Raw genomic sequence first — 26,890 nt, 5'->3', positions numbered from 1 at the left:
GCGGTCGCGACTCGCCCACGATCGCACGACTGCGGCGTGTTAACCCCGCGTACCAAACCCCCTATGAGCCGATAGGTCGTTCACGGATCCATGAGCGCGACGAGCACCGTCGAGTCGATCGGGACCGAGGAGACCGCGGCCGTCGAGGCGAGCGCGGATCTCAGCGACAAACAACACCGGATCCTCGCGTACCTCCGCGAGCACGCCGCCGAGCAGACGTACTTCAAGTCGCGGCTCATCGCCGAGGAGCTCGGCCTCTCGGCGAAGGAGGTCGGCGCGAACATGTCGGCGGTCGTCGACGCCGCCGTCGACATCGACGTGGAGAAGTGGGGCTACTCCTCGGGTACGACCTGGATGGTTACGCAGTAACGGGATCGACGTTCGTCAACTGTTCACTCGAAACCGAGTTTTCTCCGCAGCCCTTTATACTGGCGCGCGTCACCTCCGGGTAAGACTATGCGACGAGCCAAGATCGTCTGTACGCTCGGTCCCGCCTCCGACGACCGAGCGACGATTCGGGCGCTCGCCGACGCCGGGATGTCCGTCGCCCGGCTCAACGCGAGCCACGGCGACACCGACCACCGCGGCGAGGTGATCGACCGCATCCGCGCGGTCGACGACGCGACCGAGGAACCGCTCGCGGCGATGCTCGACCTCCAGGGTCCGGAGGTCCGAACCGCCGAGATCGACGAGCCGATCGAGGTCGCGACCGGCTCGGAGGTGCTGTTCGTCGAGGACGACACGGCGACGCCAGAACGGATCGGTGTGACCCACGCGCTCCTCGAAACCGAGCCCGGCGACCGGGTGCTGCTCGACGACGGCCGGATCGAGGCCACGGTGATCGAGGTGACCGACGACGGCGTGCGCGCCCGGATCGATTCCGGCGGCGAGCTCGGCTCGCGCAAGGGCGTAAACATCCCCGGCGTCGACCTCGACCTCCCGACGATCACCGCGGCCGACGAGCGCGAACTCGACCTCGTCGTCGACCACGACGTGGACTTCGTCGCCGCCTCGTTCATCGGCGACGCCGGCGACGTGTACGAGGTCGCGGACGCCCTCGAGGAGCGCGGCGCCGGCGACGTGCCGGTCGTCGCGAAGATCGAACGGGCCGACGCCGTCGAGAACCTCGACGGGATCGTCGACGCCGCCTACGGCGTGATGGTCGCCCGCGGCGACCTCGGCGTCGAGTGCCCGCTGGAGGACGTCCCGATGGTCCAGAAGCGAATCATCCGCAAGTGCATGGAGACCGGCACCCCCGTCATCACCGCGACGGAGATGCTCGACTCGATGGTTCGCTCGCGACGCCCGACGCGCGCGGAAGCCTCGGACGTTGCGAACGCGGTGCTGGACGGCACCGACGCGGTGATGCTGTCGGGCGAGACGGCGATCGGCGATCACCCGGTTCGCGTCGTCGAGACGATGGACCGGATCGTCAGCCGGATCGAGGCGAGCGACGAGTACGCCGCGACGCGCGAGGACCGCGTCCCGCTGGCGCAGACTGAGTCGCGGACGGAGCCGCTGGCGCGCTCGGCGCGCTTCCTCGCTCGCGACACCGACGCGGCCGCGGTCGTCGCCGCCTCCGAGTCCGGCTACACCGCCCGCAAGACGGCGAAGTTCCGACCGGCGGTTCCCGTCGTCGCGACGACGCCCAGCGACCGCGTTCGCCGACAGCTCGCGCTCTCGTGGGGCGTCCGACCGATCTACGCCGACTACCACAGCAGTATCGAGGAGGTGATGGACTCGGCGGTCTCGGCCGCCCTCGAGACCGGCGCCGCCGAGTCGGGCGACACGATCGTCGTCCTCTCGGGCATGATGACCGAGCTTGAGGGGACGAACACGACGAACACGCTGAAGCTCCACGTCGCGGCCGAGACGATCGCCACCGGGCGCCACGTCGTCGGCGGGCGCGTCTCCGGGCCGCTGCGCCGGCTCCCCGACGGCGACCTCACCGGCGTGCCGGAGGGAACGATCGCGTACCTCCCTGCGGGATTCGACGCCGAGTTCGTCGGCGACACGGGGAAGCTCGGGGGGATCATCGACGCCCGCGCGGGGATGACCGGCTACCCCGCGCTCGTCGCCCGCGAGGTCGGCATCCCGATGGTGTCGGGTGCGCCGCTGGCCGACGACGTGGTCGACGACACGACCGTGACGGTCGACGCCGAGCGCGGCGTCGTCTACGAGGGCGACGTGATCGGGCACGCGCGGCCGCGGTGAGCCGTCGCCGACTGGCGACGACCGCCGACGACCACTGACGACCGTACGCGTCTCGCCCTCCCACCGACCCCGACACCTCTTTACCACCGCGAGGGCTAGTCCTGTCCATGTCGGACGATCCCCGCACCGACGCCGCCGGCCGAGTCGACCCCGACGGCGACTCCGACGACGACGGAGAGCAGTGGCGCTTCGCCATCGACGAGGTCGGACCGGAGGCGGAGGCCGCACGCGAGGCCGCGCGCAACCCGCCGATCGAGCCGGAGTCGATCGACGCCGAGAACGCGTTGTTCGTCGTCGCGGGCGTGCTCGGGACGCTCCTGTTGGTGTTCTCGGTGACGCTTTAACCCCGCCGTCCCCAAGACCCGTCCATGTTGCTCCAGTCGGGCCTCGTCGCCCCGGAGACCCTGCCGCTCGTGTTGATCGCGGCCGGGCTCGTGCTGTCCATCGCGGAGGCGCTGGCTCCCGGTGCGCACTTCGTCGTCATCGGGGTCGCGCTGCTCGCCGCCGGGCTCGTCGGGCTCGCGCTCGGGCCGCTGGCCGGGCCGTTCGTGCTCGGCCTGCTCGTGCTCGTGTTCGGCGCGCTCGCGTTCTACGGCTACCACGAGTTCGACCTCTACGGCGGGAAGGGACAGGCACAGACCTCCGACTCCCGGTCGCTTCGAGGGTCGACCGCCCGGGTCACCGAGACCGTCACGCCCACGGGCGGCGAGGTGAAGCTCGACGAGGGCGGGTTCAACCCGTACTACTCCGCGCGCTCGGTCGACGGCGAGATCGCCGAGGGAACCGAGGTGCTCGTCGTCGATCCCGGCGGCGGCAACGTCCTCACCGTCGAGTCGCTGGCGGGCGGCGTCGACGACATCGACCGGGAACTGGCGAAGGGACGCCGGGAGGCGGAACGCGCGGATGTGGACGGCGTGGACGCAGACGCGAACGATGCGAACGACGTGAACACGAACGCGGACGAAGAGGGGAACGACGAGGCCGAGCGAGAACGGGAATCCGAGCGCGAGTGAGCCGCCGTCGGCCACTCGGAGCGTGACAGCGGGAGAACCCTTAAGCCCCGACGGTCGAAGCGCTAGCCATGGTCCTCCCACTGCAGATCGTCGGGATCGGTCCGGCGATCGTCGGACTGCTGTTCCTGATCGTCGCGATCGTCGCCGTCTATCAGGCGATCGTCATCGTCGACGCCTACGAGAAGAAGGCCCTCACGGTGTTCGGCGAGTACCGAAAGCTGCTCGAACCGGGTATCAACATCGTCCCGCCGTTCGTCTCGCGGACGTACACCTTCGACATGCGGACGCAGACGCTCGACGTGCCCCGCCAGGAGGCGATCACCCGCGACAACTCGCCGGTGACCGCCGACGCCGTCGTCTACATCAAGGTGATGGACGCGAAGAAGGCGTTCCTCGAGGTCGAGGACTACAAGGTCGCCGTCTCCAACCTCGCCCAGACGACCCTCCGCGCCGTGCTGGGCGACATGGAGCTCGACGACACGCTGAACAAGCGACAGGAGATCAACGCGCGGATCCGCAAGGAGCTCGACGAGCCCACCGACGAGTGGGGGATCCGCGTCGAGTCCGTCGAGGTGCGCGAGGTCAACCCCTCGAAGGACGTCCAGCAGGCGATGGAGCAGCAGACCTCCGCCGAGCGCCGTCGCCGCGCCATGATCCTCGAGGCGCAGGGTGAACGCCGCTCCGCCGTCGAGTCCGCCGAGGGTGAGAAGCAGTCGAACATCATCCGCGCGCAGGGGGAAAAGCAGAGCCAGATCCTGGAGGCGCAGGGTGACGCCATCTCGACGGTCCTCCGCGCGAAGTCCGCCGAGTCGATGGGCGAGCGCGCCATCATCGACAAGGGGATGGAGACGCTGGAGCGCATCGGCCAGGGCGACTCCACCACGTTCGTGCTCCCGCAGGAGCTCACGAGCCTCGTCGGCCGCTACGGCAAGCAGCTGACCGGCTCGGACGTGCAGGACTCCGAGGGACTCGACTCGCTCGACTTCGACAGCGAGACCCGCGAGATGCTCGGGCTCGACGACATCGAGGACATCCTCGGCGAGATCGACGAGGCCGCCCAGATGGACACCGAGGCGCTCGAACAGGAGGCCGCCGCGGTGAAGGAGGGCGACATCGGCGGCACGATCAAGTCCGCCGACGAGGTCGTCGCCGAGGCCGACGAGGAGGACACGATGGAGTCCGCGGACGACGTGGTCGCGGAAGCCGACGACGGCGCCGGCGGCGAGGAGCCGGAGACCGAAACGGAGTGATCGACGCGTCGCCGGTCGCCACGCCGGGGCGCGTCGCGGTCGGCTCGGCTGCCGTCGATCGCTGATCCGGTTGTTGCAGGCTCGCTACCGGTCGCTCGTCGGCTTGTCACCGCCTGCCACAACGACACCCTTTTGCCCGGGACCTCGCTACGGTGCGGTGTGACACGCGAGGTCGACGCGGACAAGCGCGCCACCCTTCGGCGCTTCGCCGCGCTGGGGGCCGCGACGCCCCTGGCGGCCGGCGGCCGGGCGCGCGCTGCCGCCGACGGCGACGACGACTCCGCCGCCCGCGACGCCATCCGCGGCTACCTCGCGACGACGCCCGGCGCGCACTTCTCGAAGCTCCGTGACGACCTCTCGCTGGCGACCGGCGAGACCCAACACCACCTCAAGCGACTGGAGTCGGCGGGCGAGGTGATATCGCAAAAGGACGGCGACTACCGTCGGTACTTCCCGGCGGGGCGGTTCTCCGCGTTCGAGCGCCGCGCGCTCGGCTACCTCCGGCGCGAGACGCCGCGAGGGATGGTCCTCGGGCTGCTCCGCGAGCCCGACGCCTCCGGCGCAGACCTGGCGCGCGCGCTCGACGTGTCGCGGCCGACCGTCTCGACGTACGCGGGCGAACTCGCCGAGGCCGGCCTGCTCGACACCGAGGAGGGGTACCGGGTCGCCCGGCCGGAGGCGGTCATCGCGCTCGTCGTCCGCTATGCGGACTCCTTCGGCGCCGACGCGGTCGCCTTCGCCGACGACGCCGCGAGCTACATCAGCTACGACGGCTGAGCGGCCCGGTCGCTGACGACGCTCACTCCGCCGCCAGCGACGCGAGCAGTTCGTCGGTCGTCGACAGCGACGCGAACTCGCCGCGCAGGTGCGCCAGCGCCGTCCGGTGAACCGCCTCGGGGTCGAACCGCTCGCCGTCCGGGCCGGTCCGCGCGTGCGTCGCCGTCGCGTCGGCGACGACCGTGGGCTCGAACCCGAGGTTCTCCGCCATCCGCGTCGTCGTCGACACGCAGTGGTCGGTCGTGAGCCCCGCGACGACCAGTCGCTCGTGGCCGCCCTCGCGGAGCCGAGCTTCGAGGTCGGTGCCGACGAACGCCGCGTTGACGCGCTTGACGAGTTCGGGCTCGCCCTCGCGGGGGCGAAACGATTCCTTGAACGAGAACCCCGGCGCGTCGCCCCGGAGCGGCGAGTCCGGCTCGCTGGAGTCGTGGCGGACGTGGAACACCGGCCCGTCGCGCTCGCGCCATGCGTCGAGCAGTCGTTCGGCGTTCGCCTCCGCGTCGGGGTTGTTGCGCTCGCCGTACCCCGGGTCGTCGAACCCGGTCTGGAGATCGATCAGGAGGAGCGCGGGGAGGTCGGCCCCCATCAGTCGGCCCCGACGCCGCCGGCGTCGCCGGGGTCGGCGTCCAGCGCCGTCACCTCCCGCGTCACCGTGAGCGGGCACTCGTCGGGGAACTGCGACTCGTCGGCCGAGAAGAGGTACTGGCGCCACTCGCGGTCGCCCTCCACGCCGTAGTCGCCCAGATCGGCGTGGGGGCAGACGCCGTCGTAGTCGCCGAGGCGGCCCTGAATGACCTCGCGGGCGCGAGCGCCGGCCTCGGTGTCGTGGGTGAGCCCGTCGAACACGTCCCGCGGCTGGAACGTGATCTCCAGCCCGACCGGGCAGTAGCGGCTCCGGCGGTCGTCGTAGAAGGGCGCCCGCGACGTGGGGAACATTGGCGTGCCGCCGAAGCAGAACTCCCAGTGTGGGTCGTCGGGGTCGGTGGGCACGTCCTCGGGCCACGGCTCGGGGTCGTTGACGTGGAGGAACTGGAGCACGTGCCACAGCGCCTCGTGCCAGTCGGCCTCCGGGACGGCTTCGACCCCCTCGCGGTCCCCGACACCGTCCGGCGGTGCGAAGAACGTCACCAGCGGGGCGAGCTCGGCGTGGTCCCGGTAGGTGTCGAGGTACTCCACGAGCGCGTCCCGGAACCCGAACAGCGCGTCCGGGTCGGTGAGCGACGGCACCGCGGTGTACAGGAGGTCGCCGCGCTCGACGGCGTTGGTCCCGAAGTGACACGGGAACGGGGTCCCGTTTCGCTCGCCCGTGAGCGCGCCGGTGAACGTCTCGACGTGTCGGGCCAACCACTCGGGGGCGTCGTCGGCCCGCGCTCGTTCGATCATCGTCTCCTGATCGCACAGCGACTGGAGGTGTGGTTCGTTCATGGGTTCGGCGCCGGCCGGCGGTCGGATCGGCCGGTTCTGTCGATGCCGGAGGGACGAATCCTCCGCGTATGGCTCTTTCGTCCGGGGGTCCGTCGGTGATCGCTCGTCCAGAACGCCTCGCGTGGGGCGACCGCGACTCCCCGTTCGGGCAGGAGGGCGGGCGTGACGACAGGTATTTCCACCCCGCGGCACTTATATACTCGTCGGCGGTTCCCGCCGCCCTCACATCACCATCACCCCCCATGGAGGGGACATCACATGGACGATTCAGCCAAATACCTCATTCACGCCAGAATCACGGCCGACGGCGTCGTCGAGCGGAGCGACGTGGTCGGCGCCGTGTTCGGACAGACGGAGGGCCTGCTCGGCGACGAGCTGGACCTCCGCGATCTCCAACAGTCGTCGAAGATCGGACGCATCGACGTACAGATAGACAGCGAGAACGGCCAGAGCTTCGGGGAGATCACCATCGCCTCCGGCCTCGACAAGGTCGAGACCTCCATCCTCGCGGCCAGCCTCGAGGCGATCACGCGCGTCGGCCCCTGCGAGGCGCGCGTCGAGGTCTCGGACATCGAGGACATGCGCACGGCCAAGCGCCGCGAGGTCGTCGAGCGCGCCAAGGAGCTGCTCGCCTCCTCGTTCGACGAGTCGGTGATGGACTCCACCGAGATCCTCTCGGAGGTCCGGGAGGCCAATCGCGTCGAGCGCATCGACGAGTACCGGGGGCTCCCCGCCGGCCCGCGGGTCCACGACTCCGACGCGATCGTCGTCGTCGAGGGCCGCGCGGACGTGCTCACGCTGTTGAAGTACGGCATCAAGAACGGCGTCGCCGTCGAGGGGACGAACGTCCCCGACGCCGTCGCCGACCTCACGGCCGAGCGCACCGTCACCGCGTTCCTCGACGGCGACCGCGGCGGCGAGCTCATCCTCAGGGAGCTCGCGCAGGTGGGCGACGTGGACTACGTCGCGTTCGCCCCCGAGGGGCACTCGGTCGAGGACCTCTCCCGCCACGAGCTGATGGCGGCGCTCCGCGAGAAGGTGCCGTTCGACTCCCTCGATCTCGACGCGTCCGCGGACGACCGCGAGGACGCCTCGGGCCTCGGCGTCGCCGCCACCGACGGCAGCGCGGCGCCCGCTCCGGACGCCCCCCCGTCCGCCGCGGGCGAGTCTCCGGAGGGCGTCCCGACGCCCGAGGCGCCGAGCGTTCCCGATGAGCCCGCCGACGGCGACGAACCCGGCGGCGACGAACGCGGCGATGAACTCGACGGCGACGAAGTGAGCGACACCGACGACGGCGCGAACGACGCCGAATCGAACGACATCGGAGCGAGCGAGGGCGAGCCAGCGGACGCCGGGGCCGCGGACGCAGGAGCCGCGGACGCAGGAGCCGAAGACTCCGACGGAGCCGCCGACGAGGCGGATCGTCCCCGGTCCCTGCGGGACCACGTCGCGGCGGTCGTCGGCGAGGGGACGAACCGCGCGCGGCTGCTGGACGCCGACTGCGGCGTCGTCGAGGACGTGCCCGCGGCCGACGTGTTCGACGCCGTCTCCGACGCCGACGGGTCGCCGGTCGCGCTGGTGCTCGACGGGGAACTCTCCCAGCGGGTGCTCGACGTCGCCGCCCAGCGCGGGATCGACCAGATCGTCGCCGAATCGGAGGGCGAGTACGTGAAACGACCCGCGAGCGTCCGCGTCGTCACCGCCGACCGGATGCTGTCGGCGTAGTCGACCGCGATCACGTCGGCGACGCCGAGTCGGCTTACTTCCCGTTGCCGGCCTCGACTGCCTCGACCAGCAGCGACTCGCCCGTCATCGCAGCCGGTTTCTCGACGCCGACGAGCGCGAGCATCGTCGGCGCGATGTCGATCAGCGACCCGCCGTCGCGGACGACCATCCCGCCGTCGTCGCCGCCGGGCGTGATCGAGATGAACGGCACGAGCGCGAACGTGTGTGCCGTGTGCGGATCCTCCGGCGTCCCCATGTCGTCGGCGTTGCCGTGGTCGGCGGTGACGAGCAGGTGACCGCCGGCGTCGCGGACCGCCCCCGCGAGCCGGCCCAGTTCGCGGTCGACCGCCTCCACGGCGGCGACGGCGGCGTCGAAGTCGCCGGTGTGGCCGACCATGTCCGGGTTCGCGTAGTTGAGCACGAGCACGTCGGGGTCCTCGGCCCCGATCAGGTCGATCGCGGCGTCGGTGAGTTCCCCGGCGCTCATCGCCGGCGTCACGTCGTAGGTGGGCACGTCCGGGCTCTCGATGATCCGCCGCACCTCGCCGTCGAACTCCACCTCGCGGCCGCCGTTGAGGAAGTAGGTGACGTGAGCGTACTTCTCGGACTCGGCCATCCGCAGTTGCGTGAGGCCGGCCGCCGACAGCACCTCCCCGAGGGTGTCCGCCGGCTGGGTCGGCGGGAACGCGACCGGCAGCCCGAACTCCTCGTCGTACTCGGTCATCGTCACGAGCTCCACGTCCGGCGGGCTCGTCTCGATCCCCTCGGCCTCCCACAGCTCCGGGTCGATGTCCGCGAGCATCCGCGTGAGTTGGCGCGCGCGGTCCGACCGGAAGTTGAAGAACACGACGCCGTCGCCGTCCTCGACCCCCGGCCCGCCGTCGACCGTCGTGGGCTCGACGAACTCGTCGGTGTCGCCGCGCTCGTAGCTCGCCTCGACGGCGTCGACCGCGGAGGCGGCGCTGTGGTCGGCCTCGCGGTTCACGATCGCGTCGTAGGCGCGCTTCGTGCGCTCCCAGTTGCGGTCGCGGTCCATCGCGTAGTAGCGTCCCGAGACGGTGGCGGCGTCGCCGGTGCCGCGGTCGGCGGCGTGCGCCTCCAGATCCGCGAGGAAGTCGCGGCCGGACTTCGGGGCGGTGTCGCGACCGTCGGTGAACGCGTGGGTGACCGCCTCGACGCCCCTGTCGGCGGCGGCGTCGATCAGCGCGTGGAGGTGCGCCTGATCGCTGTGGACGCCGCCGTCGCTGACGAGCCCGAGGAAGTGAACGCGGCCGTCGTTCGCGTCGGCGTGCTCGAAGGCGCGTTCGATGGCGGTTGCCTCGACGAACTCGCCGGCCTCGATCGCGTCGTTGATCCGGGTGTACTCCTGGTAGACTGTTCGGCCCGCGCCGATGTTCATGTGGCCGACCTCGGAGTTGCCCATCTGGTCGTTCGGGAGCCCCACGTCGCGGCCGTGGGCGGTGAGCGTCCCGAACGCGCCCGCCTCGCGGAGGCGGTCGAAGTTCGGGGTGTCGGCGGCCTTCACCGCGTCGCGTCGGTCGTGGTCGCCGAGGCCCCAGCCGTCGAGGATGACGAGCGCCGCTCTCATGATCGTTGAGCGTTGGTTCTGCCGGAGGCGTGTTGACTGCGTCGGTTCCTGGGATCCGTTCTCTGGATTGTTGCTGTCTCAGTGGTATCCGAGCAGACGACTTCGAAAGCCCCCGTGGCTCTCGGCTCGCGCGCCTCGCTGTGCTCCTCGGCTCGCTCGTCCCTCGCTCGCCTGCGGTGCTTGCTTCGGCGAGCTTCCCCGAGAGCCACGGCCCCTTTCATTCCCGCCCCGGATTCGGACGGACCGAGCGTCGTGGCCCGTCGAACGGTGTGCACGAACCGCACCTGGCGGTGGCGCGCGCCGGCGGGCCTCTGTGCCCGCCGGAAGCGTGCGAGGGATGAGCCGAGCGATGCGCGGTCGAGCGCAGCGAGACCGCGAGAGCGAACGGGGAGCGGAGCGACCCGTGAGCCAGCGAGGCGAGTCGGCTGGGGAGGACGAGGAGCGGTGGGGTTGCGGTCGGGTGGGACTGAAAGGGGCCGCGGCTATGCGGGAAGGCGGCCGAAGCAAGCACCACAGGAGCGAGCGATAGCGAGCGACGAGGCGCGCAGCGAGGCCCCCGACCGCATAGCCGCGGGGGCTTTCGAGGTCGTCTCAAACCGGCTCACGACTTCGACCCGACTCACGACTTCGACCCGACCCACCACCGCGACTCGGTCACTCGAACAGCCGACCGATCGCGACGATCGCCCGAAGGCAGATATACCCGGAGAGTCAATCCGCCGCACGGCAATGATCCTCGTCCTCCCCGTCGACCTCGACGACGACCTCGGCCGCAAGACCGGCGTCCGCACGCCGGTCATCGGCCGGGACGAGGTAGAGGACGCGGCGGTGCAACTCGCGACGGCCGACCCGGAGGACTCCGACGTGAACGTCCTCTTTCAGGCGATCAACGCCTACGAGGACCTCCGCGCCGACCCGACCGTCGACGAGGAGGTCGCGGTCGCGGCCGTCACCGGCGTCAACGAGGGCGACGTGAAGGCCAACCGGGCGGTCGGCGAGGAGATCGACACCGTCCTCGCGGCGCTGTCGACCGGCGAGGAGGTCCGCGCGATCGTCATCACCGACGGCGCACAGGACGAGTCGGTGCTCCCGGTGATCCGGTCGCGGGTCCCGCTGGACGGCGTCCGCCGGGTGGTCGTCCGGCAGGCGCAGGACTTGGAGTCGATCTACTACACCATGAAGCAGGTGCTCTCGGACCCGGAGACCCGCGGGACGATCCTCATCCCGCTGGGCGTTCTCCTGCTCGTGTACCCCTTCTCGGTGATCGCGGGGATGCTGGAGCTGCCCGGGGCCGTCGTGTTCGGCTCGATATCCACGCTCCTGGGGCTGTACTCGCTGTGGCGCGGCCTCGGGCTGGAGGAGACCGTCGACGGGCTCGCGGAGCGCGCGCGCACGGGCCTGTACGCCGGGCGCGTCACGATCGTCACCTACCTCGTCGCCCTGGCGCTGCTGGTCATCGGCGGGGTCCAGGGGCTCGACGCGCTGGCGGTCGCCGAGGCCGCCGAGACGGGCGAGATCCCGATCGCCCAGCGGCTGGCGGTGTTCGTCCACGCGTCCGTGCAGTGGGCCGCGGCCGCGGGCGTCACGTCCTCGCTCGGGCAGGTGACCGACGAGTACCTCGCCGAGCGGTTCCGCTGGCGGTACCTCAACGCCCCGTTCTACGTCGCCGCGATCGCGATCGTGTTGTACGGGCTGTCGGGGTACTTCCTCCCCGACGTGCCGGCCGCCGGGACGGCGCCGCTGTCGCTCGCGCGGCTGGCGCTGGCGCTCACCGCCGGGACGCTGATCGGCGTCCTCTCGACGCTGACGTTCGCGGTGGCGGAGTCGTGGTTCCCGCAGGAGGCCGACGCCGACGGCGACGGCGACCGCGAGGGGGAGACGGGCGCGATCTGAGGTCGAGGAGCCGAACCCGGGACGGGCCGATCCGAACCCGCGGCGGTCCGAGCCGGCCCGAACTGGTTCGGGCCGCGGGCGGATACGCGCCTTTTTTGGGGGCCGATTCGGAAGGGGAGGCTATGTCTGCGGCATCGGACTCGTACGATATCGTCGTCGTCGGCGCGGGCACGGCGGGAGCCTTCGCCGCCTCGACGGCCGCCAGCGAGGGGCTCGACGTCGTCGTCCTGGAGCGAAAGCCGGAGGAGGAGGCGGGCCACATCGCCTGCGGCGACGCGATCAAGGGGAAGTCGACGTTCCCCGACGTTATCGACCTCGACTACCTCCGGGAGGAGTCGTTCACCAACCAGAACATCCGCCGCGCGGTGTTCGAGAACCCCAAGACCGGCGAGGAGCTCGACGTGCCGTTCGGCCAGGCCGGGGCGGTGGTCGACCGCAAGCGCTACGGCGAGGTGATCCTCGAGGAGACCCAGCGCGCCGGCGCCGACATCCACTACGACACCGTCGTTCAGGACGTGGTGCAATCGAATGACGGGAAAGTGACGGGCGTGCGCGCCAAGCGGAACGGCGATCCCGTCACCTACGAGGCGGAGCTCACCGTCGACGCCGCCGGCGCGCTGTCTATCCTCCAGGACAAGGGCGAGTTCGGCGACGCGAGCTTCGACACGAACGTCTCGTACTCGCAGTTCTGTTCGGCCTACCGCGAGGTCGTCGAGGTGCCCGAACCGGTCGACTACGAGGACGCCATCGTGTTCAAGCCCACCGAGGAGCTCGGCTACCTCTGGTACTTCCCGCGCACGGGCACCGAGATCAACGCAGGCCTCGGCTTCCAGATGACCGAGCCCCCGATGAAGCTCGTGGAGGTGCTCAAACGCGACATGAGCCGCCGCCCCGAGTTCGAGGGCGCGACCGTGAAGGACAAGCTCGGCGCCGCGCTCCCCACCCGGCGCCCGTACGACTCGGCGGTCGCGGACGGCTTCGTCGCCGTCGGCGACGCCGCCGGCCACGTCAACCCCACCACCGGCGGCGGCATCCCCGGCGCCGCGAAGTCGGCCCACTGGGCGGTCAAGCGCGCGATCGACGCCGTCGTCGAGGGCGACGCGACCGAGGAGCGCCTCTGGCGGTACAACCACGACGTGATGACCGACTTCGGGAAGCGCTTCGCCGCGATGGACGTGTACAACATCTGGGGGACCGCCCACGAGGTGGACGAGCTCACCGACATCATCACCGCCCTGCCGGGCCAGCAGCTCGTCAATGCCATGACCAAGGGCGAGACCTCGATGAGCCTGCGACTGAAGCTGAAGACGGTGTTCGACACGTACGGGCACTGGGACACGCTGCGGGAGCTGTACAAGGTCCGCGGCATCGCCGGCGACCTGAAGGACCACTACGACCGCTACCCGGAGCGACCGGGCGGGTTCGAGGGTTGGCAGGAGCAGCGCGACTCGCTCATGGACGACCTGTACGCGGTTTCCGGCGCGGATCCGAAGTACTGACGACCGACGCCGCGAGTTCCCGCCCCGCCGCAGGTGTCCCTCGCAGTTCTCCCGCGGTTTCTCTCGCAGCTCGCCTCGCAATTCTCCCGCGGTTTCATCCCGAATCACCCCGGCGGCGACTGTGACGGCCTCCCGCCCGCGGCAACTCCGTACCGTATGGGTTTTAAGCGCCGACACTGAACGGTGTTCCAAGAGGAGATTCCGCTATGGAGATGCCACGCCGGATGAACACGTACTGTCCGCACTGCAACGCCCACCACGAACACGAGGTCGAGAAGGTCCGAACCGGCCGCCAGACCGGCATGAAGTGGACCGACCGCCAGCAGGCCCGCGGCACGTCCGTCATCGGGAACGCCGGCAAGTTCTCGAAGGTGCCCGGCGGCGACAAGCCCACGAAGAAGACACACCTCAAGTACCGCTGCGGCGACTGCGGCAAGGCCCACATGCGCGAGGGATGGCGCGCAGGTCGGCTCACCTTCCAGGAGTAATCATGGCGGGGAGCTTCTTCCGCGTCACGTGCCCGGACTGTGAGAACGAGCAGGTCGTCTTCGGCAAGGCCGCGAGCGAGGTCAACTGCGCCGTCTGCGGGACGACGCTCGCGCGACCCACCGGCGGCGACGCCGAGTTCGCCGGCGAGGTCGTCGAGACCGTCGAAGCGCGGTAACGTCGGGTTCTGCGGTTCGCGGTTTCTCATCGGTGCGGAGTGGCGATGCCTTCGGCTCGGTTGAACCCCCCACAGTGGAGACGAGTCGCGTGCGTATCTATCGGGGGCTCATACCGAACGAACGGGATCACTCTGAAAGCCCCACACCTTTAGTTAAATACCCGCCACAGGTGGCGATATGGCGGCAGTCGAAGTGTGGACGCTTGGGCTGCACATCGCCGCGGGAGCGGTCGCCGTCTTCGCCGGCGTCGGTGCGCTCGTGACGGCCAAGGGGGGGACGCGACATCGCACGGCCGGGAAGGTGTTCCTGCTGGCGATGGGCGTCGTCGTTGCGACCGTGTTCGTCCTGTTGGCGTTCGATCCGACAACCCTCCGGATCGTTCTCACGCTCGTCGCGGTCTTCAGCGGCTACCTCGCGTTCTCGGGGTATCGGGCGCTCTCCCGGAAGCGACCGAGCCACGGGGCACACTCGATCGACTGGATCGCGACGGGGTCGGTCGTTCTCGCCTGTCTCGTGCTGGGCGTGTGGGGCCTCAGTTGGTATCTCGACGGGCGGTCGTTCGGGATCGTGATGACGGTGTTCGGTGCGATCGGGATCGTGTTCGGCGCGATCGATATCCGAGCGTTTCGCAGCGACGGGACGGACGAGTGGATGGTAAGCCACCTTCAGCGGATGATCGCCGCGTTCATCGCGACAGTCAGTGCGGTCTCGGCGGTCAATCTGACGCCACTGATCGGCGTGTCGGCGTGGCTCTGGCCGACCCTCCTCGGTGTCCCACTCATCGCGTACTGGTCTAATGAGTACAGTTCCGAGTAGCCTCCAGTCTGAGAGAACATGGGACAGTCACCGTCACTCATCGCGACCGGCGGTGCCGACCGACCGATAGCCGATTCGCGGAGGAAATTCAGCAGGGCCGCTGAAGCCGTTCCTCGGTCGAGTATCGAGGGCCCGTCTGTTCGAGAAAGGGTCCCCGTCGTGCAGTTCGGCGCTGAGTTCTGTGGTGGTCGGCCTCTGATAGGCCGACAATTCGACAGCCCGACAGTCCAACAACGCGACGGGCCGACAACCCGGACCGCGAGGTATCGGCCCCTCGATTGACAAACGGTATTAGGCTCGGTCGGGAACACTCGCGTATGAAATTCACCGGCTGGCCCGAGCAGGGCGAACTCGTCGTGGGCGAGATCGACGAGATCGCGGACTTCGGCGTGTTCGTCGACCTCGACGAGTACGAGGACAAGCGCGGACTGTGTCACGTCTCGGAGGTCGCCTCCGGGTGGATCAAGAACATCCGCGACCACGTGAACGTCGGCGACCGCGTCGTCGCGAAGGTGCTCGACGTCGACAAATCGAGCCAGCAGATCGACCTGTCGATCAAGGACGTCAACGACCACCAGCGCTCGGACAAGATCCAGGAGTGGAAGAACGAGCGGAAGGCCGATAACTGGATGGGCATCGCCTTCGGCGAGGACGTCGACGACGACACCTACACCGCCGTCGCGGAGGCGCTGTACGCCGAGTTCGGATCAATGTACGACGGCTTCGAGGCCGCCGCGATCCACGGCGAGGAGGCGCTGGAGGACACCGACCTCACCGACGACCAGATCGAGGCCATCGTCGAGACCGCCCGCGAGAACGTCTCCGTCCCGTACGTGAACGTCACGGGCTACGTCGACCTCTCGTCGCCGGGCCACGACGGCGTCGACGACGTGCGCGCCGCGCTGGAGGCCGCCGAGGGCAACGGCGAGGTCCCCGACGAGATCGAACTCGACGTGTCGTACGTCGGCTCCCCCGAGTACCGCATCAAGGTGCGCGCGCCCGACTACAAGACCGCCGAGACCGAGCTGGAGGCGTCCGCCGAGCGCGCCCGCGAGGCGATCGAGGCCAAGGGCGGCACCGGCCGCTTCCACCGCGAGCGCGAGACCGAGGACGAGTAACCCCGTTCCAGACGCGTGAAGTCCGACATCCGCGTGTGCGGCGACTGGGAGGCGGCCCACGAGCGGCCCGTCTACACCCTCGGCGACGCCTGTCCCGAGTGCGGCGCCGACGCGGTGAACTCCGCGCCCGCGCCGTTCAATCCCGAGGACCCCCACGGGGAGTACCGACGACGGGCGCGCCGTCGGAATCTCGGCGGCGACGCTGACCGCGACGGCGACGCTGACCGCGACGGCGACGCTGACCGCGACGGCGACGACGAGTAGCGAGGGTCGACTTTCGGCGACAACGACCCCGACCAGCCGCGGGCGTGCACACCGCGCGAACGGGTGCGACGACGCCCGTCAGAACCACGGGTGGGACTGGAAGGGGCCGCCGGCCTCGTCAGTCGAGGCGAAGCAAGCACTGGAGCGAGCGCCGGAGGCGCGAGCGAAGCGCGCACCGAGCCGCAGACGACGAGGCCGGCGGGGGCTTCCGCGGTCGTCGTCGCGGTCGCGGCCCTCGCGGCGGCAACACGGTGCACCCTCACGGACCCGTCGGAATCGGATCGAACGGATCGAGCCGACGCGTCTTTACCTCCCCCGCCCGCCAGCAACGAGCATGGACGACATCGACATCGAGGTCGTGAGCGATCCCGATCTCACCGACCCCGTCTTCATCGAGGGGCTGCCCGGCGTCGGCCACGTCGGCAAGCTCGTCGCCGAGCACCTCGTCGAGGAGTTCGACGGCGAGCTCGTCAGGCGCGTGTACACGACCGACTTCCCGCCGCAGGTGACCGTCGACGACGACGGCGTCGCCGAGCTGACGCACGCGGAGTTCCACCACGTCGACGCCGACGGCCAGGATCTCGTTGTTCTGACCGGCGACCACCAGGCCGCGAGCAACGAGGGCCACTACACCCTGACGACCGCGTTCCTCGACATCGCCGAGGAGTTCGGCTGCGAGCGCGCGTTCGCGCTCGGCGGGGTGCCCACGGGCGAGCTCATCGAGGACGACGAGTACGACGTGCTCGCCGCCCGCACCGGCGACACCGACCGCGAGGAGCTTGAGGCCGCGGGCGTCGAGTTCCGCGAGAACGAGCCCGCCGGCGGCATCGTCGGCGTCTCCGGGCTGGTGCTCGGGCTGGGCACCCGGCGCGGGCTCTCCGCGGCGTGTCTGATGGGCGAGACCTCGGGCTACCTCGTCGACCCCAAGAGCGCGCAGGCCGTGCTCGAAGTGCTGCAGAACCTGCTCGACATCGAGGTCGACTTCTCGGACCTGGAGGAGCGTGCCGAGGAGATGGAGGAGGTCGTCGGCAAGATCCAGGAGATGCAGGGCAGCGGCGGCGGCGGGATGCCCAGCGAGGACGAACTGCGCTACATCGGCTGATCGCGCTCTTGGCGACGAGGTCGGCACCCGCCCGGATACCGGCAGCCCGCGCGCCTGCCACAACGCCTTTTCGCGCGAGTCGCCTCCGATCGATCGATGACAGACCAGCAGTCGTTCGGTCCCGACGACATCCCGTCCGCAAAGGGCATGCCGCGACTCGGCCTCGGCACCTGGGAGAACACCGATCCCGAGGCGTGTCGAAACGCGGTCGCGACCGCCCTGGAGATGGGATACCGTCACATCGACACCGCCCAGATCTACGGCAACGAGGCTGAGGTCGGCGACGGCATCGCCCGCGCTGACGTGGACCGGGAGGACGTGTTCCTCGCGACCAAGGTGTGGATCGACAACCTCGCGCCCGAGGACGTGCGCCGAACGACCGAGGAGAGCCTCGACCGCCTCGGCGTCGACAGCGTCGACCTCATGTACGTCCACTGGCCGGCGCGCGAGTACGAGCCGGAGGCGACGCTGAACGCGTTCAACGAGCTGTACGACGACGGCCTGATCGACCGCATCGGGATCTCCAACTTCGAGCCCGAACAGGTCGCCGATGCCGTCGAGATCAGCGACGCGCCGGTGTTCGCCAACCAGTTCGAGTGTCACCCGCTGCTCCGGCAGGCGGAGCTGCGCGAGGCGTGCGCCGAGCACGACGTCGAGGTCGTCGCGTACTCGCCGCTCGCGCGGGGGGAGGTGTTCGACGTGCCGGAGCTGACCGAGATCGCCGAGAAACACGGCGCCAGCGAGGCGCAGGTGAGCCTCGCGTGGCTGCGCGAGAAGGGCGTCACCGCCATCCCGAAGGCGACGAGCGAGGCGCACATCCGCGACAACTGGGAGTCGCTGGGCGTGACGCTCGACGACGAGGACGTGGCGGCCATCGACGGCATCGACCGCGAGGACCGCCGCGTCGACCCCGGGTTCGCGCCCTGGAACTGAGGCGACGGGCCCGGCCTCCCGGTCCCCGGCTCCTCACGGTCGAACCGTCGGAAGCGTCGGAAGCGTGAGAGGAACCGCGGACGAGCGAAACTTTCAATCGGCGGCCGGAGAATCCCTCGCTCGATGGAGCAACGTTCCACGGGGCTGTTGGGTGCCGTCCGGATCGACATCGCGAGGCTCCACGCCACGTGGATGGAGCTTGCGTTCCCCCGGCAACTCGACCCCGGGAGGGTCGTCGGGAAGTGGACGCCCGAGACGACCCCGCAGGCGATCGCGTACTACCTCTGGGCGGCCGTCGGCGTGCCGCTGGTCGCAGTCGGCTACCCCCTGTTGTTGTTCGGGTTCGCCGCGCGCGTTTACGTCAACAGGGTCGACTCGGCGGCCACGCGGCTCGGCGTCGTCGGCGTCGTCCTCCTCTCGCTGGTCGCGTGGGGGGCGCTCACCGTCGCCGCCTGGGTTCGGGAGTTCTCGACTGGCGGCCTGATCGCCGTCGGCGCCGCCGGCGCGGTCGCGACCGTCGCCGCGGCGGTCGCCGTCGGCGCCTCCCGCGTCGGCGGCCGGGGGACGAGCGTCCTGATCGCGTACCCCGCGGCCGTGACCGCGTTCCTCCTCCCGCCGGTCGTCGCGGCGCTGTACTCGCCGGCGCTGGCGGACGTGGTCTTCCCGAACACCACGTCGCTCGCGGTGTGGATCCTCGACGGGCCGCTCGCGGTCGGCGGGCTCAACGAGCTCATCCGCGCGCGGTTCGACCTGCGCGGCACCGCCTACGTGCTGATGTGGGTCGGCATCTCCGTGCCGGTCGGCTGGCTCTTCGGCATGCTCGTCGCGCTCGCGGACGTGATCCGGCCGAAGCGGGAGACCGGAACCAGCGCGCGGATCTGAACGGTCGGCAGCGGTCGACCCCGGACCGCGGACCGGGCTGGCGGCGACCGACCACGAGAAGGCTCACCTCGATCCGATCACTCGCGTCCGGTTGCGATCATCCACGACCGCCGTCGCCGCGGTTTCCGCCGATGTTGGCGTCGCCGGTCGATCCGGATCCGGTCTCGTCGATGACCTCGTCGAGCGTCTCGTCGGAGACGCTGGCGGCGACGCGGACGCCGACGAGCGCGAGCGCGATGCCGCCGACGATGAACACCGCGAGCCGCTGGGTCGGCGTCAGCGCGTACCCGAGGAGGACGAGCGGTTCCTTTCCGGCCTCCTGTTCGAGGAAGTAGCCGGAGAAGCCGCGAAACAGCAACCCGACGGCGAGCACGCCGAACGGGAGGTTCAGGTACGGCGTCCGGACGCCCTCGTCGCGGATGAGCTCGTCGAGCAGCCGGCCGAACGACGCCGTCAGCGCCGCCAGCGCCAGCCACGGCACCGCGGCGTACGCGAACTGGAGCCCGGCGACGAACTCCGCGCCCTCGACGGGCGACGCCGAGAGGACGCCGAGGAAGACCCCGACGACCGACAGCCCGAGCGCGGCGACGTACGTCACGACCGACACCTGCCCGGAGTACAGCGCCTCCCGGGCGTGCTCGGGTGCCGACTCGACGGCCTCGTCCATCCCCATCCCGTAGTACAACAGCGTCGCGCCAAGCAGCGTCGTCACGGCCGCCACCGCGATCGCGGGCGAGAAGTACACGAGCAGCGCCGGGAGGATGAGCAGCCCGACGCCGATCGGTACCAGCACCGTCTCGCGAAGCTCCTCGTCGGCCATGAACTGCTTGAGGAGGTAGTACGTCGACTCCAGGTCGCGCGCCTGTCGGACGACGACGCGGTCGACCGCGTCGACGGGCAGCCGGGATTCGATCATCGGAACGGCGCGCTCGTCGGCGGCGGAGTCGATGACGACGACCGCGGAGTCGAACTCGTTCGTCGCGAGCACGTCGTCGAGCTGGCGCGCGAGCGCGCGGTCGGCCCGCACGGCGGAGTCGCCGGCGCCCGAGACGACCGCGACGGCGACCTCCTCGCCCTCGTCGGAGAGGTCGCGGGCGACCCGGAGCGATTCGAGCAGCGAGTTGACGCCGGCGTCCTCGGGGTCCGCGAGGCCGAGATCCGTCACGAGCGAGCGGACCGCCTCCCACCCCACGACCGGGGTGTCGACGCCGGCCTTCCGGCCCACGTCGTTCGAACGGTCCACGCACAGGACCAGCGTCGTCACGTGTGTTGGGATGGCCCCCCGGGTGAAAAAGGCCACCATGGCGGGGGTTCACGACCGACGGGGTACCGACGGAGCGCCGGGGCGTCGAACCGCCGGACCGCCGGACCGCCGCAGCGAGTTACCGTCGGAAGCGCATATCGCCCGCGCCGTTCCCGCCCGTGCTCCCGTCTCCGGCGACGGCGTCGGCGACGCCGGCGCCGAGGGCGTACGCCGTCGCGGCGGCGCCGCCGCGGAGTCGTCTCATGAGCCCCCGCCCGGGCGTGAACTCCTCGACGACGGCCTCGTGCCCGGTCAACTCCTCGATCCGGTCGAGCACGGCCTCGCGGTCCCCCAGCCCGTCGACGAGGCCGCGCTCGTGCGCCTCGGTTCCGAGGAACACCCGCGCTTCCGTCTCGCGGACCGCCTCCTCGTCCATGTCGCGGCCCTCGGCGACCTGCTCGACGAACTGGTCGTAGTAGTCGTCGACGATGCCCTGGAGGTACGCCCGCTCGTCGGGCGTGACCTCCTTCAGCGGGAGGCCGGCGTCCTTGTATTCGCCGGCGGTGAACTGCTCGTAGCTGACGCCGAGGCGGTCGGCCAGCTCGTGGACGTTCGGGCGCGAACCGATGACCCCGATGGAGCCGACGACGCTGCCCTCGCGGGCCCACAGCTCGTCGCAGCCGACAGCGATCGCGTAGCCGCCGCTGGCGCAGGTGTCGGTCGCGTAGCCGACCGTCGGGCCGTCGAAGCGCTCGGCCGCCAGCCGGATGTCCTCGCTGGGGACGATCTGGCCGCCGGGCGTGTTCAGTTTCACCAGCAACGCCTCGGCGTTCGGGTCCTCGTCGGCGCGCTCGATCTGGTCGACGACCTCGTCGGCGCCCGGCGATCCGGGCGCCGGCGGGAACGATGGCGAGTCGCCGTCGCGGGTGATCGGCCCCTCGACGGCGACCTCGGCGACCGTGTAGTCGGCGAACCGCGACGCCAGCGTCCCGCCGGCGACCTTGAGCGCGACCGCGACGACCGCGACGGTGAGCACGACGCCGATCAACTCCGCGAGGTCGCCCGGCACGACCACGAACAGGACGTAGCCGACCAGCGCCGCGATCACGGCGGCGGCGACGAGCACGGCCACGCCGAGGACGGATCTCCCTGTGGTGTCTGCCATGGCCTCGCTTCGAACGGGAGCGAAATAAGATCGGGTGCCGGCGCACGGGCGCGGCGGCTCTCGGGTATGGGAAAACCGCAGAACGTCAGATCGCGATTCGGACCGTCGGCGCGTCGGATCCCGCGCTCAGAGAAGCCCGGTCTTCTGGAGCTTCATCAGGTCCTCGGTGTCGAGGGTTTCGCCTTCCTTGAACTTCTGGTAGATCTCCTCGGCCTCCTCGCGCTCCTCTTCCATCTTGGCCTCGCGCTCCTCCTTCTTCTCCTCTTCCTCCTCCTTGTCCAGCTCGCGCAGGCGCTTCTGGACGCGGACGAAGTCCTCGTGGTGCTGGTCGGCCGACTCCTGTGCCTCCACGAACAGCTCGTGCATGGCGTCCGCCTCGTCGCGGATCTCGTCGGCCTCGCGGTAGGCCTCGATCATCTGGTTGTGGTGCTCCTGGGCCTCGTCGGCCAGCTCGGTCACCTTCTGGTGGTGCGTCGACGCCTCCGAGCGGACCTCCTCGGCCTCCTCGATGAGCTCCTCCAGCTCGTCGCTTTGGTCGACCTTGCCCTTCTTCTCGGCGAGCTTCTCGCGCTTGTTCTCGATCTTCTCGATGAGTTCGCGCTCCTCGTCGGTGCCGAGGACTTCGGTCTGCTGTTTGAACTCAAGGTCTTCGATCTCCTCTTTGAGCTCCTCGATGGACTTGCCCGAGCCGAGCTCGAGGTCCTGCTTCATCTCCTCGACCTCGTCGAACAGCTCGTTCGCCTCGGCGTTCAGCTCGTTGCGCGACTCCTTGTGCTCCTGGACCTGTTCGTTGAGCTCGTCGCGCATCTCGCGATGCTCCTGCGCCTCGTCGACCTTCTCGCGTGTCTTCGCGTTCAGGTCGTCGCGCTTGGATGCGCGCTCGGACGCCATCTGGTTGAGCTCGTTACGTCGGTCGCGGAGTTGACCGGCCTTCTTGATCAGCTGGCCCTTCGAATCGTTCTCCAGTTCCTCCTCGGAAAGGGAGACGTTTCGTGATTCATCCAACTGATCGAGACCGTACTCTTCGAGAACTTCCTCTTTCGTTACCATGGTTCGTTACCTCGACACCATACTGCTTCGGACTGAGCGGACGCTCTGCGACTGCCTGCGTCCGTCTGGGGGTGAAAACACCGTGTCATTCAGCGATCGATGCCACCACGCCCGAAGGCGTTCTGGTACCTGTACATATACGGTTTCCGTATATAACTCCTTCGCTGTTTCGGGGCGAAAACGCGTGGTAGGGGCCCTCATACCGCCGGGAACGTGTGATCCGCTCACACGCCGGGGCTCGTTCGACCGATCCGGAAGCGGCCGATCATAACGCAACCGATCCGAACGCGACGGGGCGTCCTCAGTCAGATCCGACGATACGCACCCAGTCGGGTACCGTCGAGGAGGTACGCCTCGCCGTCGACGAGCGCGTCCGGGAGGAACGGCGCGAGAAATCCCTGTCCCTCGACGTTCACCCACGTCCCGCCCGAGCGGTCGTTGAACGCCGGAAACACGATCAGCTCCGGATCCCGCCACTCCACGCCGGCGCCCGCGAGATCAACACTACCGTCGAAGGCCGCACGCGAGAGCGGCCCGCGTAGCCAGGCCTTCTCCGCGCGCGCGCCGCCGACGTCGTCCTCCAGCCTGACGGCGACGTGTTCGTGGCCCATACAGACGACCGTCGCGCCGAGCACCTCCGGCGACGGCCACGTGTGGCCGTGGAGCACGCCCACGTCGCCGAGGCGGGCGCCGCCGGGCGGCGTCGCCTCGATCCGGTCGCCGAACGACTCGGCGATCCCAGTGTCGTGGTTGCCGGGCGCGAGCGTCACGGGGACGCCGACCGCCGACAGCAATCCCTCCAGTTCCTCGCGCTCGGCGTCGCCGGCGCCGCCGACCCGGTGGCTCAGGTCGCCGAGGACGACGAGCCGGTCGGCGCCGGTGCGCGCGAGCAGGTCGAGCACGCGCTCGCGACGCTCGTCGCCGGCGCTGTCGAGTTCGACGCCGCGCTCGTAGCGGAGGCCGGCCTCGATGCCGGCGTGATAGTCGGCGATCAGCAGCCCGGTTTCCCCGCCCAGGTCCGCGACGGCGGCGGGCGCGTCCGGCACCGGCTCGACGAGCGGCGACGACCGCCGGTCCGACGGCGGGTCCCGGTCCGCGCTCCCGCCCATCAGATCGGCTTGAGCGCCCCGTCGGCCGGCTCGTAGCACTTGCCGCTCATCAGCGCCTCCTGGATGGCGTCCTCGGCGTCCCCGGGATCGGCGCCGTGGCGCTCGACCGCGGCCGCGACGACGGCCTCGCGGTCGGCGCCGTCGCCGCCGTCCAACTCCGCCATCAGGTCGACGACGGCGTCCTCCAGGTCCACGTCCCCGGCGGCGTCGTCCGTCGCGGCTGCCTCCTCGTCGGACTCGTCGAACTCGCCGAGGTCCTCGTCGGAGGACGTGTCGGCGGCTGCGGACACGTCGTCGCTACCGGCGGACGCGTCCTCGGCGGCACCGGCGTCGTCGGATCCGTCCGTCGAATCGGCGGCCGGCTCGGAAGCCTCCGCGGGGTCCGTTCCGTCGTCGTCCGGCTCGGGCGTCTCAATGCCGGACTCGCCGGCGTCGGGCACCTCGCTCCCCGTGGAGAACTCGACGCCGTGTTCCTCCTCGACCTCGCGGCGCTCCTCGTCGCTGAGGGCGTCCTCGAAGTCCTCGGGGTCCGCGTCGGCGTCGACGGCCGAGTCGTCCGCCTCCGCGTCGAACTCGCCGAGGTCGCCGTCGGCGTCCTCGAAGTCGCCGAGATCGTCGACGCCGTCGGACTCCGCGGGCTCCGGCTCCGCGCTCGCGCCCTGATCGGTCTCGGCGACCGACGCCTCCGTGTCGAGGTCTCCGGCCGCGTCCGCGGGTTCAGTCGCCGCGGCGGCGTCCCCGTCGCCCTCGTCCGCGGCGTCGGCCGCGGCCGGCTCGCCGTCGTCACCTTCGTCCGGTTCGGCGCCGGCGTCGGCGGACTCGACGGGCTCCGGATCGGCCCCCGCGCCGGGATCGGCCTCCGCGACGGCGACATCGTCGTCGCTCGTGTCCGCCGCCTCTGCCGGTTCGCCGGCCTCGTCGGGGTCATGGGCGCCGGACTCGTCGACGGTCGACGCCGTCGACGCCGCCGCGTCGGTTCCCGCCGCGGCCGGATCGTCGGCGGCTCCCGTGTCCGCCTCCGACGCGTCCGCATCCGCCGCGTCGACGGACTCGGCCGACTCGACGGGCTCGGACTCGGGTTCGGGAGCGGGCGCGGTCGCGCCCGCGAAGTCGTACGACACCTCGGGGAGCGGGCCGAGGTCGGCGCCGCCGCGGTCGCCCGGGTCGGCCGAGAGCGCGCGCACCTCCTCGCGCTCGTCGGCGACGACCTCGAGCGCGTCGACCGCCACCGTCCGGACGGCCTCCAGGTACCGCGTCCCCGTGTCGTAGTGGTCGATCGCCAGCGGGACCCCCGCCGCCAGCGCCGTCGGGACGCCGGCGTCCTCCAGGCGGGCGCGCAGGCGATCGCCGCGCTCGTCCATCGAGAGCGCCTCGGCGAACACCGCGACCCGCCGGAGCGTCGCCTCCGCGGCGGAGACGACCCAGCGGTCGCGCGTGTCGGCGTCGACGGTCGCGAGGCTCTCCGGGCGGACGGAGGTGTACACCAGATCGGAGTCCTCCGGCTGGAACGTGCGCGCTTTCCCCGTGAGCGCGACGAACGCCGGCGGCGTCGTCCGGTCGAGGAACGCCGCCTCGTCGGGCTGGTACTGCCCGGCGTAGGTGACGAACGCGCCCGTCGGGTCGACGACGCGCCCGCGCAGCGTCTGCTCGTTCACCGATTCGACCTCGGTGAGCACCCCGACCGCGAACAGGCGGTTCACGCGCAGGCCCGTGGGGGTGACGACGTAGTTGGGCGCGCGCTCCTCGTCGCTCTCGGAGTGTTCCAGGTCCGCGTCGTCGAACTCCGCGGCGAAGAGCCGGTGGGCGACCTCTCGGCTGCCCGGTCCGGGGTCGCCCCCCTCGTCGCCGTCGCCGCCGTCGCTCGAACTCACGCGTCCACCTCCGCGAGGAGGTCCGCGGCACGCGCGGCCGGGTCGTCCTCGCTGGGTTCGAACTCGGTCGCGTCGAGGTTCGCGCCGTACTCGTCGACCGAGAGGTGGCCGCGCACGCGGTACTCCCGTCCCACGAGCGTCTCGGCGATGTCGTCGGCGACGACCTCGCGGCTCATCGCGTCGCGGGCGGCCTCCAGTGCATCCTGTAGGGTGCCGCCGTAGATCTCCTCGGTCAACTCCCGATCGAGGATGGCGGTGACGGTCGCGGTGCCGTCGTCGAGGATCGCCTTCACGCGGAGGTCGTCCTCGGGGTCGACCTGCCCGTGGCTGCGACACTGCCCGTTCTGGACGAGCCGGCCGCACTCGGGACACCGCTCGATGAGGCCGGAGCCGTCCCGCACCTCCAGCACGTTGCCGAGCACCTCCACGTCGTACATCCCGCCGGAGGTGACCGCCTCCCCGACGCTCACGCGGGGTGCCTCGTCGCTGACCTCGACGCTCGCGGGCGACACCTCGGTGAACTCGGTGAGGTTCACCGAGGGGACGCCGCGGAACTCCCGGACGTACACGTCCTCGATCCGGAGCTCGGCGCCCTCGACGACCGCCTCGCGGGCCTGCCAGTCGGTGAACGGGAGCCGGGCGGTCTCGTCGCCGATGACCCCCGAGTGGATCGTCGTCTCGCCGTCGCGGCCGTCGATGGTGCGCTGTTCGAGTTCGAGCACCTTCGCCTCGACCGTGCGACCGCGGTCGCCCGCGGCCAGGTCGACGAGGTCGCGCTCGCCGCCGATCTCGTAGGGTACCTCGAGGGTCTCGGACTCCATCGCGACCGACGAGGACTCCCCGAGGTTGAGTTCGGGCGCGCCCTCCCACTCGCGGACGCTCGCGTTGCCCACGGTGACGGTGTCGCCCGCCTCGAAGCCGAAGTCCTGCCAGGCGGTGTAGCTGATCGTCCCGGTCCCGTCGGCGAGTTCGCCCTCGCGGATGACGGTGTCGTCGCCCTGATAGCGGATCGACCGCCGCCCGACCGTCAGCACGCGCGCGGTGACCGTGACGTTGCCCGAGTCGGGCGTGATCTCGGCGATGTCGACCGACGAGGGGGTCGCGTCGCCGCCCCCGCCGCCACCGTACTTCCGGCGCACGGACTGCTTGGCCTCGTCGATGGGAACGCTGTACTCCAGGAGATTCTCCAAGTCGCGCTTGACCTCCTCTGTGTCTTCGCCGAGAGCGGAGGCGAGCTCCTCGGCGTGTGCGTCGATGTCCATGTGTTCCGTCCTGACCTTCCGCCCGA

General features: G+C 70.4%; 25 protein-coding genes and 1 pseudogene. 17 read left to right on the top strand and 9 right to left on the bottom strand.

All coding sequences use genetic code 11. The annotated features are described in order from the left end of the window. Positions 1-90: 90 nt before the first annotated feature. The 6 genes from K6T36_RS13690 (at position 91) to K6T36_RS13665 (ending at position 5,254) form a co-directional block, all read left to right on the top strand. Positions 91-369, top strand: a complete 279-nt coding sequence (locus tag K6T36_RS13690) for a DUF7123 family protein (RefSeq protein WP_222607138.1) — start codon at positions 91-93, stop codon at positions 367-369. An 87-nt stretch (positions 370-456) separates the two neighbouring features. Beyond that, positions 457-2,214 carry a pyruvate kinase gene (pyk, locus tag K6T36_RS13685; RefSeq protein WP_222921764.1) on the top strand — a complete coding sequence of 586 codons (1,758 nt, stop codon included), beginning with the start codon at positions 457-459 and terminating at the stop codon, positions 2,212-2,214. A gap of 107 nt (positions 2,215-2,321) precedes the next feature. Continuing rightward, on the top strand, positions 2,322-2,558 hold the full coding sequence (locus K6T36_RS13680; protein WP_222921763.1) for a DUF7312 domain-containing protein: 237 nt from the start codon (positions 2,322-2,324) through the stop codon (positions 2,556-2,558). Between the two features lie 24 nt (positions 2,559-2,582). Next, positions 2,583-3,227, top strand: a complete 645-nt coding sequence (locus K6T36_RS13675; RefSeq protein ID WP_222921762.1) for an NfeD family protein — start codon at positions 2,583-2,585, stop codon at positions 3,225-3,227. Positions 3,228-3,295: 68 nt separating this feature from the next. Then, positions 3,296-4,477 carry an SPFH domain-containing protein gene (locus K6T36_RS13670; RefSeq protein ID WP_222607134.1) on the top strand — a complete coding sequence of 394 codons (1,182 nt, stop codon included), beginning with the start codon at positions 3,296-3,298 and terminating at the stop codon, positions 4,475-4,477. A gap of 159 nt (positions 4,478-4,636) precedes the next feature. After that, positions 4,637-5,254, top strand: coding sequence for a winged helix-turn-helix transcriptional regulator (locus K6T36_RS13665; protein ID WP_222921761.1), 618 nt, complete (start codon positions 4,637-4,639; stop codon positions 5,252-5,254). Positions 5,255-5,276: 22 nt separating this feature from the next. On the opposite strand, the gene K6T36_RS13660 is transcribed toward K6T36_RS13665, so the two are convergent. Both K6T36_RS13660 and K6T36_RS13655 read right to left on the bottom strand, forming a co-directional pair. Further along, on the bottom strand, positions 5,277-5,840 hold the full coding sequence (locus tag K6T36_RS13660; RefSeq protein ID WP_222921760.1) for a cysteine hydrolase family protein: 564 nt from the start codon (positions 5,838-5,840) through the stop codon (positions 5,277-5,279). After that, the gene (locus K6T36_RS13655; protein WP_222921759.1) at positions 5,840-6,679 is read right to left on the bottom strand and encodes a YqcI/YcgG family protein; all 840 of its coding nucleotides are present in this window, start codon (positions 6,677-6,679) and stop codon (positions 5,840-5,842) included. The genes K6T36_RS13660 and K6T36_RS13655 overlap by 1 nt, the downstream gene beginning before the upstream one ends. A 258-nt stretch (positions 6,680-6,937) precedes the next feature. On the opposite strand from K6T36_RS13655, the gene dnaG reads away from it, so the two are divergent. Then, positions 6,938-8,404, top strand: coding sequence for a DNA primase DnaG (gene dnaG, locus K6T36_RS13650; RefSeq protein WP_222921758.1), 1,467 nt, complete (start codon positions 6,938-6,940; stop codon positions 8,402-8,404). A 34-nt stretch (positions 8,405-8,438) separates the two neighbouring features. Here the strand turns inward: dnaG and gpmI are convergent, their stop codons facing one another. Continuing rightward, the gene (gene gpmI / locus K6T36_RS13645) at positions 8,439-9,992 is read right to left on the bottom strand and encodes a 2,3-bisphosphoglycerate-independent phosphoglycerate mutase (RefSeq protein ID WP_222921757.1); all 1,554 of its coding nucleotides are present in this window, start codon (positions 9,990-9,992) and stop codon (positions 8,439-8,441) included. 729 nt (positions 9,993-10,721) lie between these two features. On the opposite strand from gpmI, the gene K6T36_RS13640 reads away from it, so the two are divergent. The 10 genes and pseudogenes from K6T36_RS13640 to K6T36_RS13595 all read left to right on the top strand — a co-directional run bounded on the left by K6T36_RS13640 (position 10,722) and on the right by K6T36_RS13595 (position 19,164). After that, a complete protein-coding gene (locus K6T36_RS13640) occupies positions 10,722-11,885 on the top strand; it encodes a DUF373 family protein (RefSeq protein ID WP_222921756.1) in 1,164 nt (387 codons plus the stop codon). A gap of 122 nt (positions 11,886-12,007) precedes the next feature. Next, the gene (locus tag K6T36_RS13635) at positions 12,008-13,384 is read left to right on the top strand and encodes a geranylgeranyl reductase family protein (protein ID WP_222921755.1); all 1,377 of its coding nucleotides are present in this window, start codon (positions 12,008-12,010) and stop codon (positions 13,382-13,384) included. A 206-nt stretch (positions 13,385-13,590) separates the two neighbouring features. Continuing rightward, positions 13,591-13,872, top strand: coding sequence for a 50S ribosomal protein L44e (locus K6T36_RS13630; protein WP_073306840.1), 282 nt, complete (start codon positions 13,591-13,593; stop codon positions 13,870-13,872). Positions 13,873-13,874: 2 nt separating this feature from the next. Next, positions 13,875-14,048: a 30S ribosomal protein S27e gene (locus K6T36_RS13625; protein ID WP_222607126.1), complete on the top strand. Its 174-nt coding sequence runs from the start codon at positions 13,875-13,877 to the stop codon at positions 14,046-14,048. A 178-nt stretch (positions 14,049-14,226) separates the two neighbouring features. Next, entirely contained in the window at positions 14,227-14,865 is a 639-nt protein-coding gene (locus tag K6T36_RS13620; RefSeq protein WP_222921754.1) for a hypothetical protein, read from the top strand. Between the two features lie 317 nt (positions 14,866-15,182). Next, positions 15,183-15,983 (top strand): translation initiation factor IF-2 subunit alpha, encoded by an 801-nt coding sequence (locus K6T36_RS13615; protein ID WP_222921753.1) that lies wholly within the window; start codon positions 15,183-15,185, stop codon positions 15,981-15,983. 15 nt (positions 15,984-15,998) lie between these two features. Continuing rightward, a pseudogene (locus K6T36_RS13610) lies at positions 15,999-16,172 on the top strand (RNA-protein complex protein Nop10); the annotation flags it as partial. Between the two features lie 409 nt (positions 16,173-16,581). Continuing rightward, the gene (locus K6T36_RS13605) at positions 16,582-17,349 is read left to right on the top strand and encodes a proteasome assembly chaperone family protein (RefSeq protein ID WP_222921751.1); all 768 of its coding nucleotides are present in this window, start codon (positions 16,582-16,584) and stop codon (positions 17,347-17,349) included. Positions 17,350-17,496: 147 nt separating this feature from the next. Beyond that, positions 17,497-18,282, top strand: coding sequence for an aldo/keto reductase (locus tag K6T36_RS13600; protein ID WP_222923465.1), 786 nt, complete (start codon positions 17,497-17,499; stop codon positions 18,280-18,282). A 123-nt stretch (positions 18,283-18,405) separates the two neighbouring features. Continuing rightward, positions 18,406-19,164: a hypothetical protein gene (locus K6T36_RS13595; RefSeq protein ID WP_225935132.1), complete on the top strand. Its 759-nt coding sequence runs from the start codon at positions 18,406-18,408 to the stop codon at positions 19,162-19,164. Positions 19,165-19,261: 97 nt separating this feature from the next. On the opposite strand, the gene K6T36_RS13590 is transcribed toward K6T36_RS13595, so the two are convergent. The 6 genes from K6T36_RS13590 to K6T36_RS13565 all read right to left on the bottom strand — a co-directional run bounded on the left by K6T36_RS13590 (position 19,262) and on the right by K6T36_RS13565 (position 26,864). Then, entirely contained in the window at positions 19,262-20,428 is a 1,167-nt protein-coding gene (locus tag K6T36_RS13590) for a DUF373 family protein (RefSeq protein ID WP_222921750.1), read from the bottom strand. Positions 20,429-20,546: 118 nt separating this feature from the next. Further along, complete coding sequence (sppA, locus tag K6T36_RS13585; RefSeq protein ID WP_222921749.1) at positions 20,547-21,572, bottom strand: signal peptide peptidase SppA; 1,026 nt, start codon at positions 21,570-21,572, stop codon at positions 20,547-20,549. Positions 21,573-21,698: 126 nt separating this feature from the next. Then, entirely contained in the window at positions 21,699-22,622 is a 924-nt protein-coding gene (locus K6T36_RS13580; protein ID WP_222607119.1) for a coiled-coil protein, read from the bottom strand. Between the two features lie 305 nt (positions 22,623-22,927). After that, positions 22,928-23,731: a metallophosphoesterase gene (locus K6T36_RS13575; protein WP_222921748.1), complete on the bottom strand. Its 804-nt coding sequence runs from the start codon at positions 23,729-23,731 to the stop codon at positions 22,928-22,930. Beyond that, entirely contained in the window at positions 23,731-25,602 is a 1,872-nt protein-coding gene (locus K6T36_RS13570) for a hypothetical protein (RefSeq protein ID WP_222921747.1), read from the bottom strand. The genes K6T36_RS13575 and K6T36_RS13570 overlap by 1 nt, the downstream gene beginning before the upstream one ends. Next, complete coding sequence (locus K6T36_RS13565; RefSeq protein WP_222921746.1) at positions 25,599-26,864, bottom strand: Single-stranded DNA binding protein; 1,266 nt, start codon at positions 26,862-26,864, stop codon at positions 25,599-25,601. The genes K6T36_RS13570 and K6T36_RS13565 overlap by 4 nt, the downstream gene beginning before the upstream one ends. Positions 26,865-26,890: the final 26 nt, after the last annotated feature.

This window comes from Halobaculum roseum, from assembly GCF_019880245.1.
GTDB classification, from domain to species: Archaea; Halobacteriota; Halobacteria; order Halobacteriales; family Haloferacaceae; genus Halobaculum; species Halobaculum roseum.
This window is presented reverse-complemented; position numbering and strand designations above follow the sequence as displayed.

Excerpts from the sequence above, each read along its gene's own strand:
- K6T36_RS13600 (WP_222923465.1), top strand. The coding sequence starts at position 17,497 with ATGCCGCGACTCGGCCTCGGCACCTGGGAGAACACCGATCCCGAGGCG.
- K6T36_RS13625 (WP_222607126.1), top strand. The coding sequence starts at position 13,875 with ATGGCGGGGAGCTTCTTCCGCGTCACGTGCCCGGACTGTGAGAACGAG.
- K6T36_RS13670 (WP_222607134.1), top strand. The coding sequence starts at position 3,296 with ATGGTCCTCCCACTGCAGATCGTCGGGATCGGTCCGGCGATCGTCGGA.
- K6T36_RS13575 (WP_222921748.1), bottom strand. The coding sequence starts at position 23,731 with ATGGGCGGGAGCGCGGACCGGGACCCGCCGTCGGACCGGCGGTCGTCG.
- sppA (WP_222921749.1), bottom strand. The coding sequence starts at position 21,572 with ATGGCAGACACCACAGGGAGATCCGTCCTCGGCGTGGCCGTGCTCGTC.
- K6T36_RS13680 (WP_222921763.1), top strand. The coding sequence starts at position 2,322 with ATGTCGGACGATCCCCGCACCGACGCCGCCGGCCGAGTCGACCCCGAC.
- dnaG (WP_222921758.1), top strand. The coding sequence starts at position 6,938 with ATGGACGATTCAGCCAAATACCTCATTCACGCCAGAATCACGGCCGAC.
- K6T36_RS13690 (WP_222607138.1), top strand. The coding sequence starts at position 91 with ATGAGCGCGACGAGCACCGTCGAGTCGATCGGGACCGAGGAGACCGCG.
- K6T36_RS13595 (WP_225935132.1), top strand. The coding sequence starts at position 18,406 with ATGGAGCAACGTTCCACGGGGCTGTTGGGTGCCGTCCGGATCGACATC.
- K6T36_RS13580 (WP_222607119.1), bottom strand. The coding sequence starts at position 22,622 with ATGGTAACGAAAGAGGAAGTTCTCGAAGAGTACGGTCTCGATCAGTTG.
- K6T36_RS13675 (WP_222921762.1), top strand. The coding sequence starts at position 2,583 with ATGTTGCTCCAGTCGGGCCTCGTCGCCCCGGAGACCCTGCCGCTCGTG.
- K6T36_RS13655 (WP_222921759.1), bottom strand. The coding sequence starts at position 6,679 with ATGAACGAACCACACCTCCAGTCGCTGTGCGATCAGGAGACGATGATC.
- K6T36_RS13640 (WP_222921756.1), top strand. The coding sequence starts at position 10,722 with ATGATCCTCGTCCTCCCCGTCGACCTCGACGACGACCTCGGCCGCAAG.
- K6T36_RS13565 (WP_222921746.1), bottom strand. The coding sequence starts at position 26,864 with ATGGACATCGACGCACACGCCGAGGAGCTCGCCTCCGCTCTCGGCGAA.
- K6T36_RS13635 (WP_222921755.1), top strand. The coding sequence starts at position 12,008 with ATGTCTGCGGCATCGGACTCGTACGATATCGTCGTCGTCGGCGCGGGC.
- pyk (WP_222921764.1), top strand. The coding sequence starts at position 457 with ATGCGACGAGCCAAGATCGTCTGTACGCTCGGTCCCGCCTCCGACGAC.
- K6T36_RS13615 (WP_222921753.1), top strand. The coding sequence starts at position 15,183 with ATGAAATTCACCGGCTGGCCCGAGCAGGGCGAACTCGTCGTGGGCGAG.
- K6T36_RS13630 (WP_073306840.1), top strand. The coding sequence starts at position 13,591 with ATGGAGATGCCACGCCGGATGAACACGTACTGTCCGCACTGCAACGCC.
- K6T36_RS13620 (WP_222921754.1), top strand. The coding sequence starts at position 14,227 with ATGGCGGCAGTCGAAGTGTGGACGCTTGGGCTGCACATCGCCGCGGGA.
- K6T36_RS13660 (WP_222921760.1), bottom strand. The coding sequence starts at position 5,840 with ATGGGGGCCGACCTCCCCGCGCTCCTCCTGATCGATCTCCAGACCGGG.
- K6T36_RS13605 (WP_222921751.1), top strand. The coding sequence starts at position 16,582 with ATGGACGACATCGACATCGAGGTCGTGAGCGATCCCGATCTCACCGAC.
- gpmI (WP_222921757.1), bottom strand. The coding sequence starts at position 9,992 with ATGAGAGCGGCGCTCGTCATCCTCGACGGCTGGGGCCTCGGCGACCAC.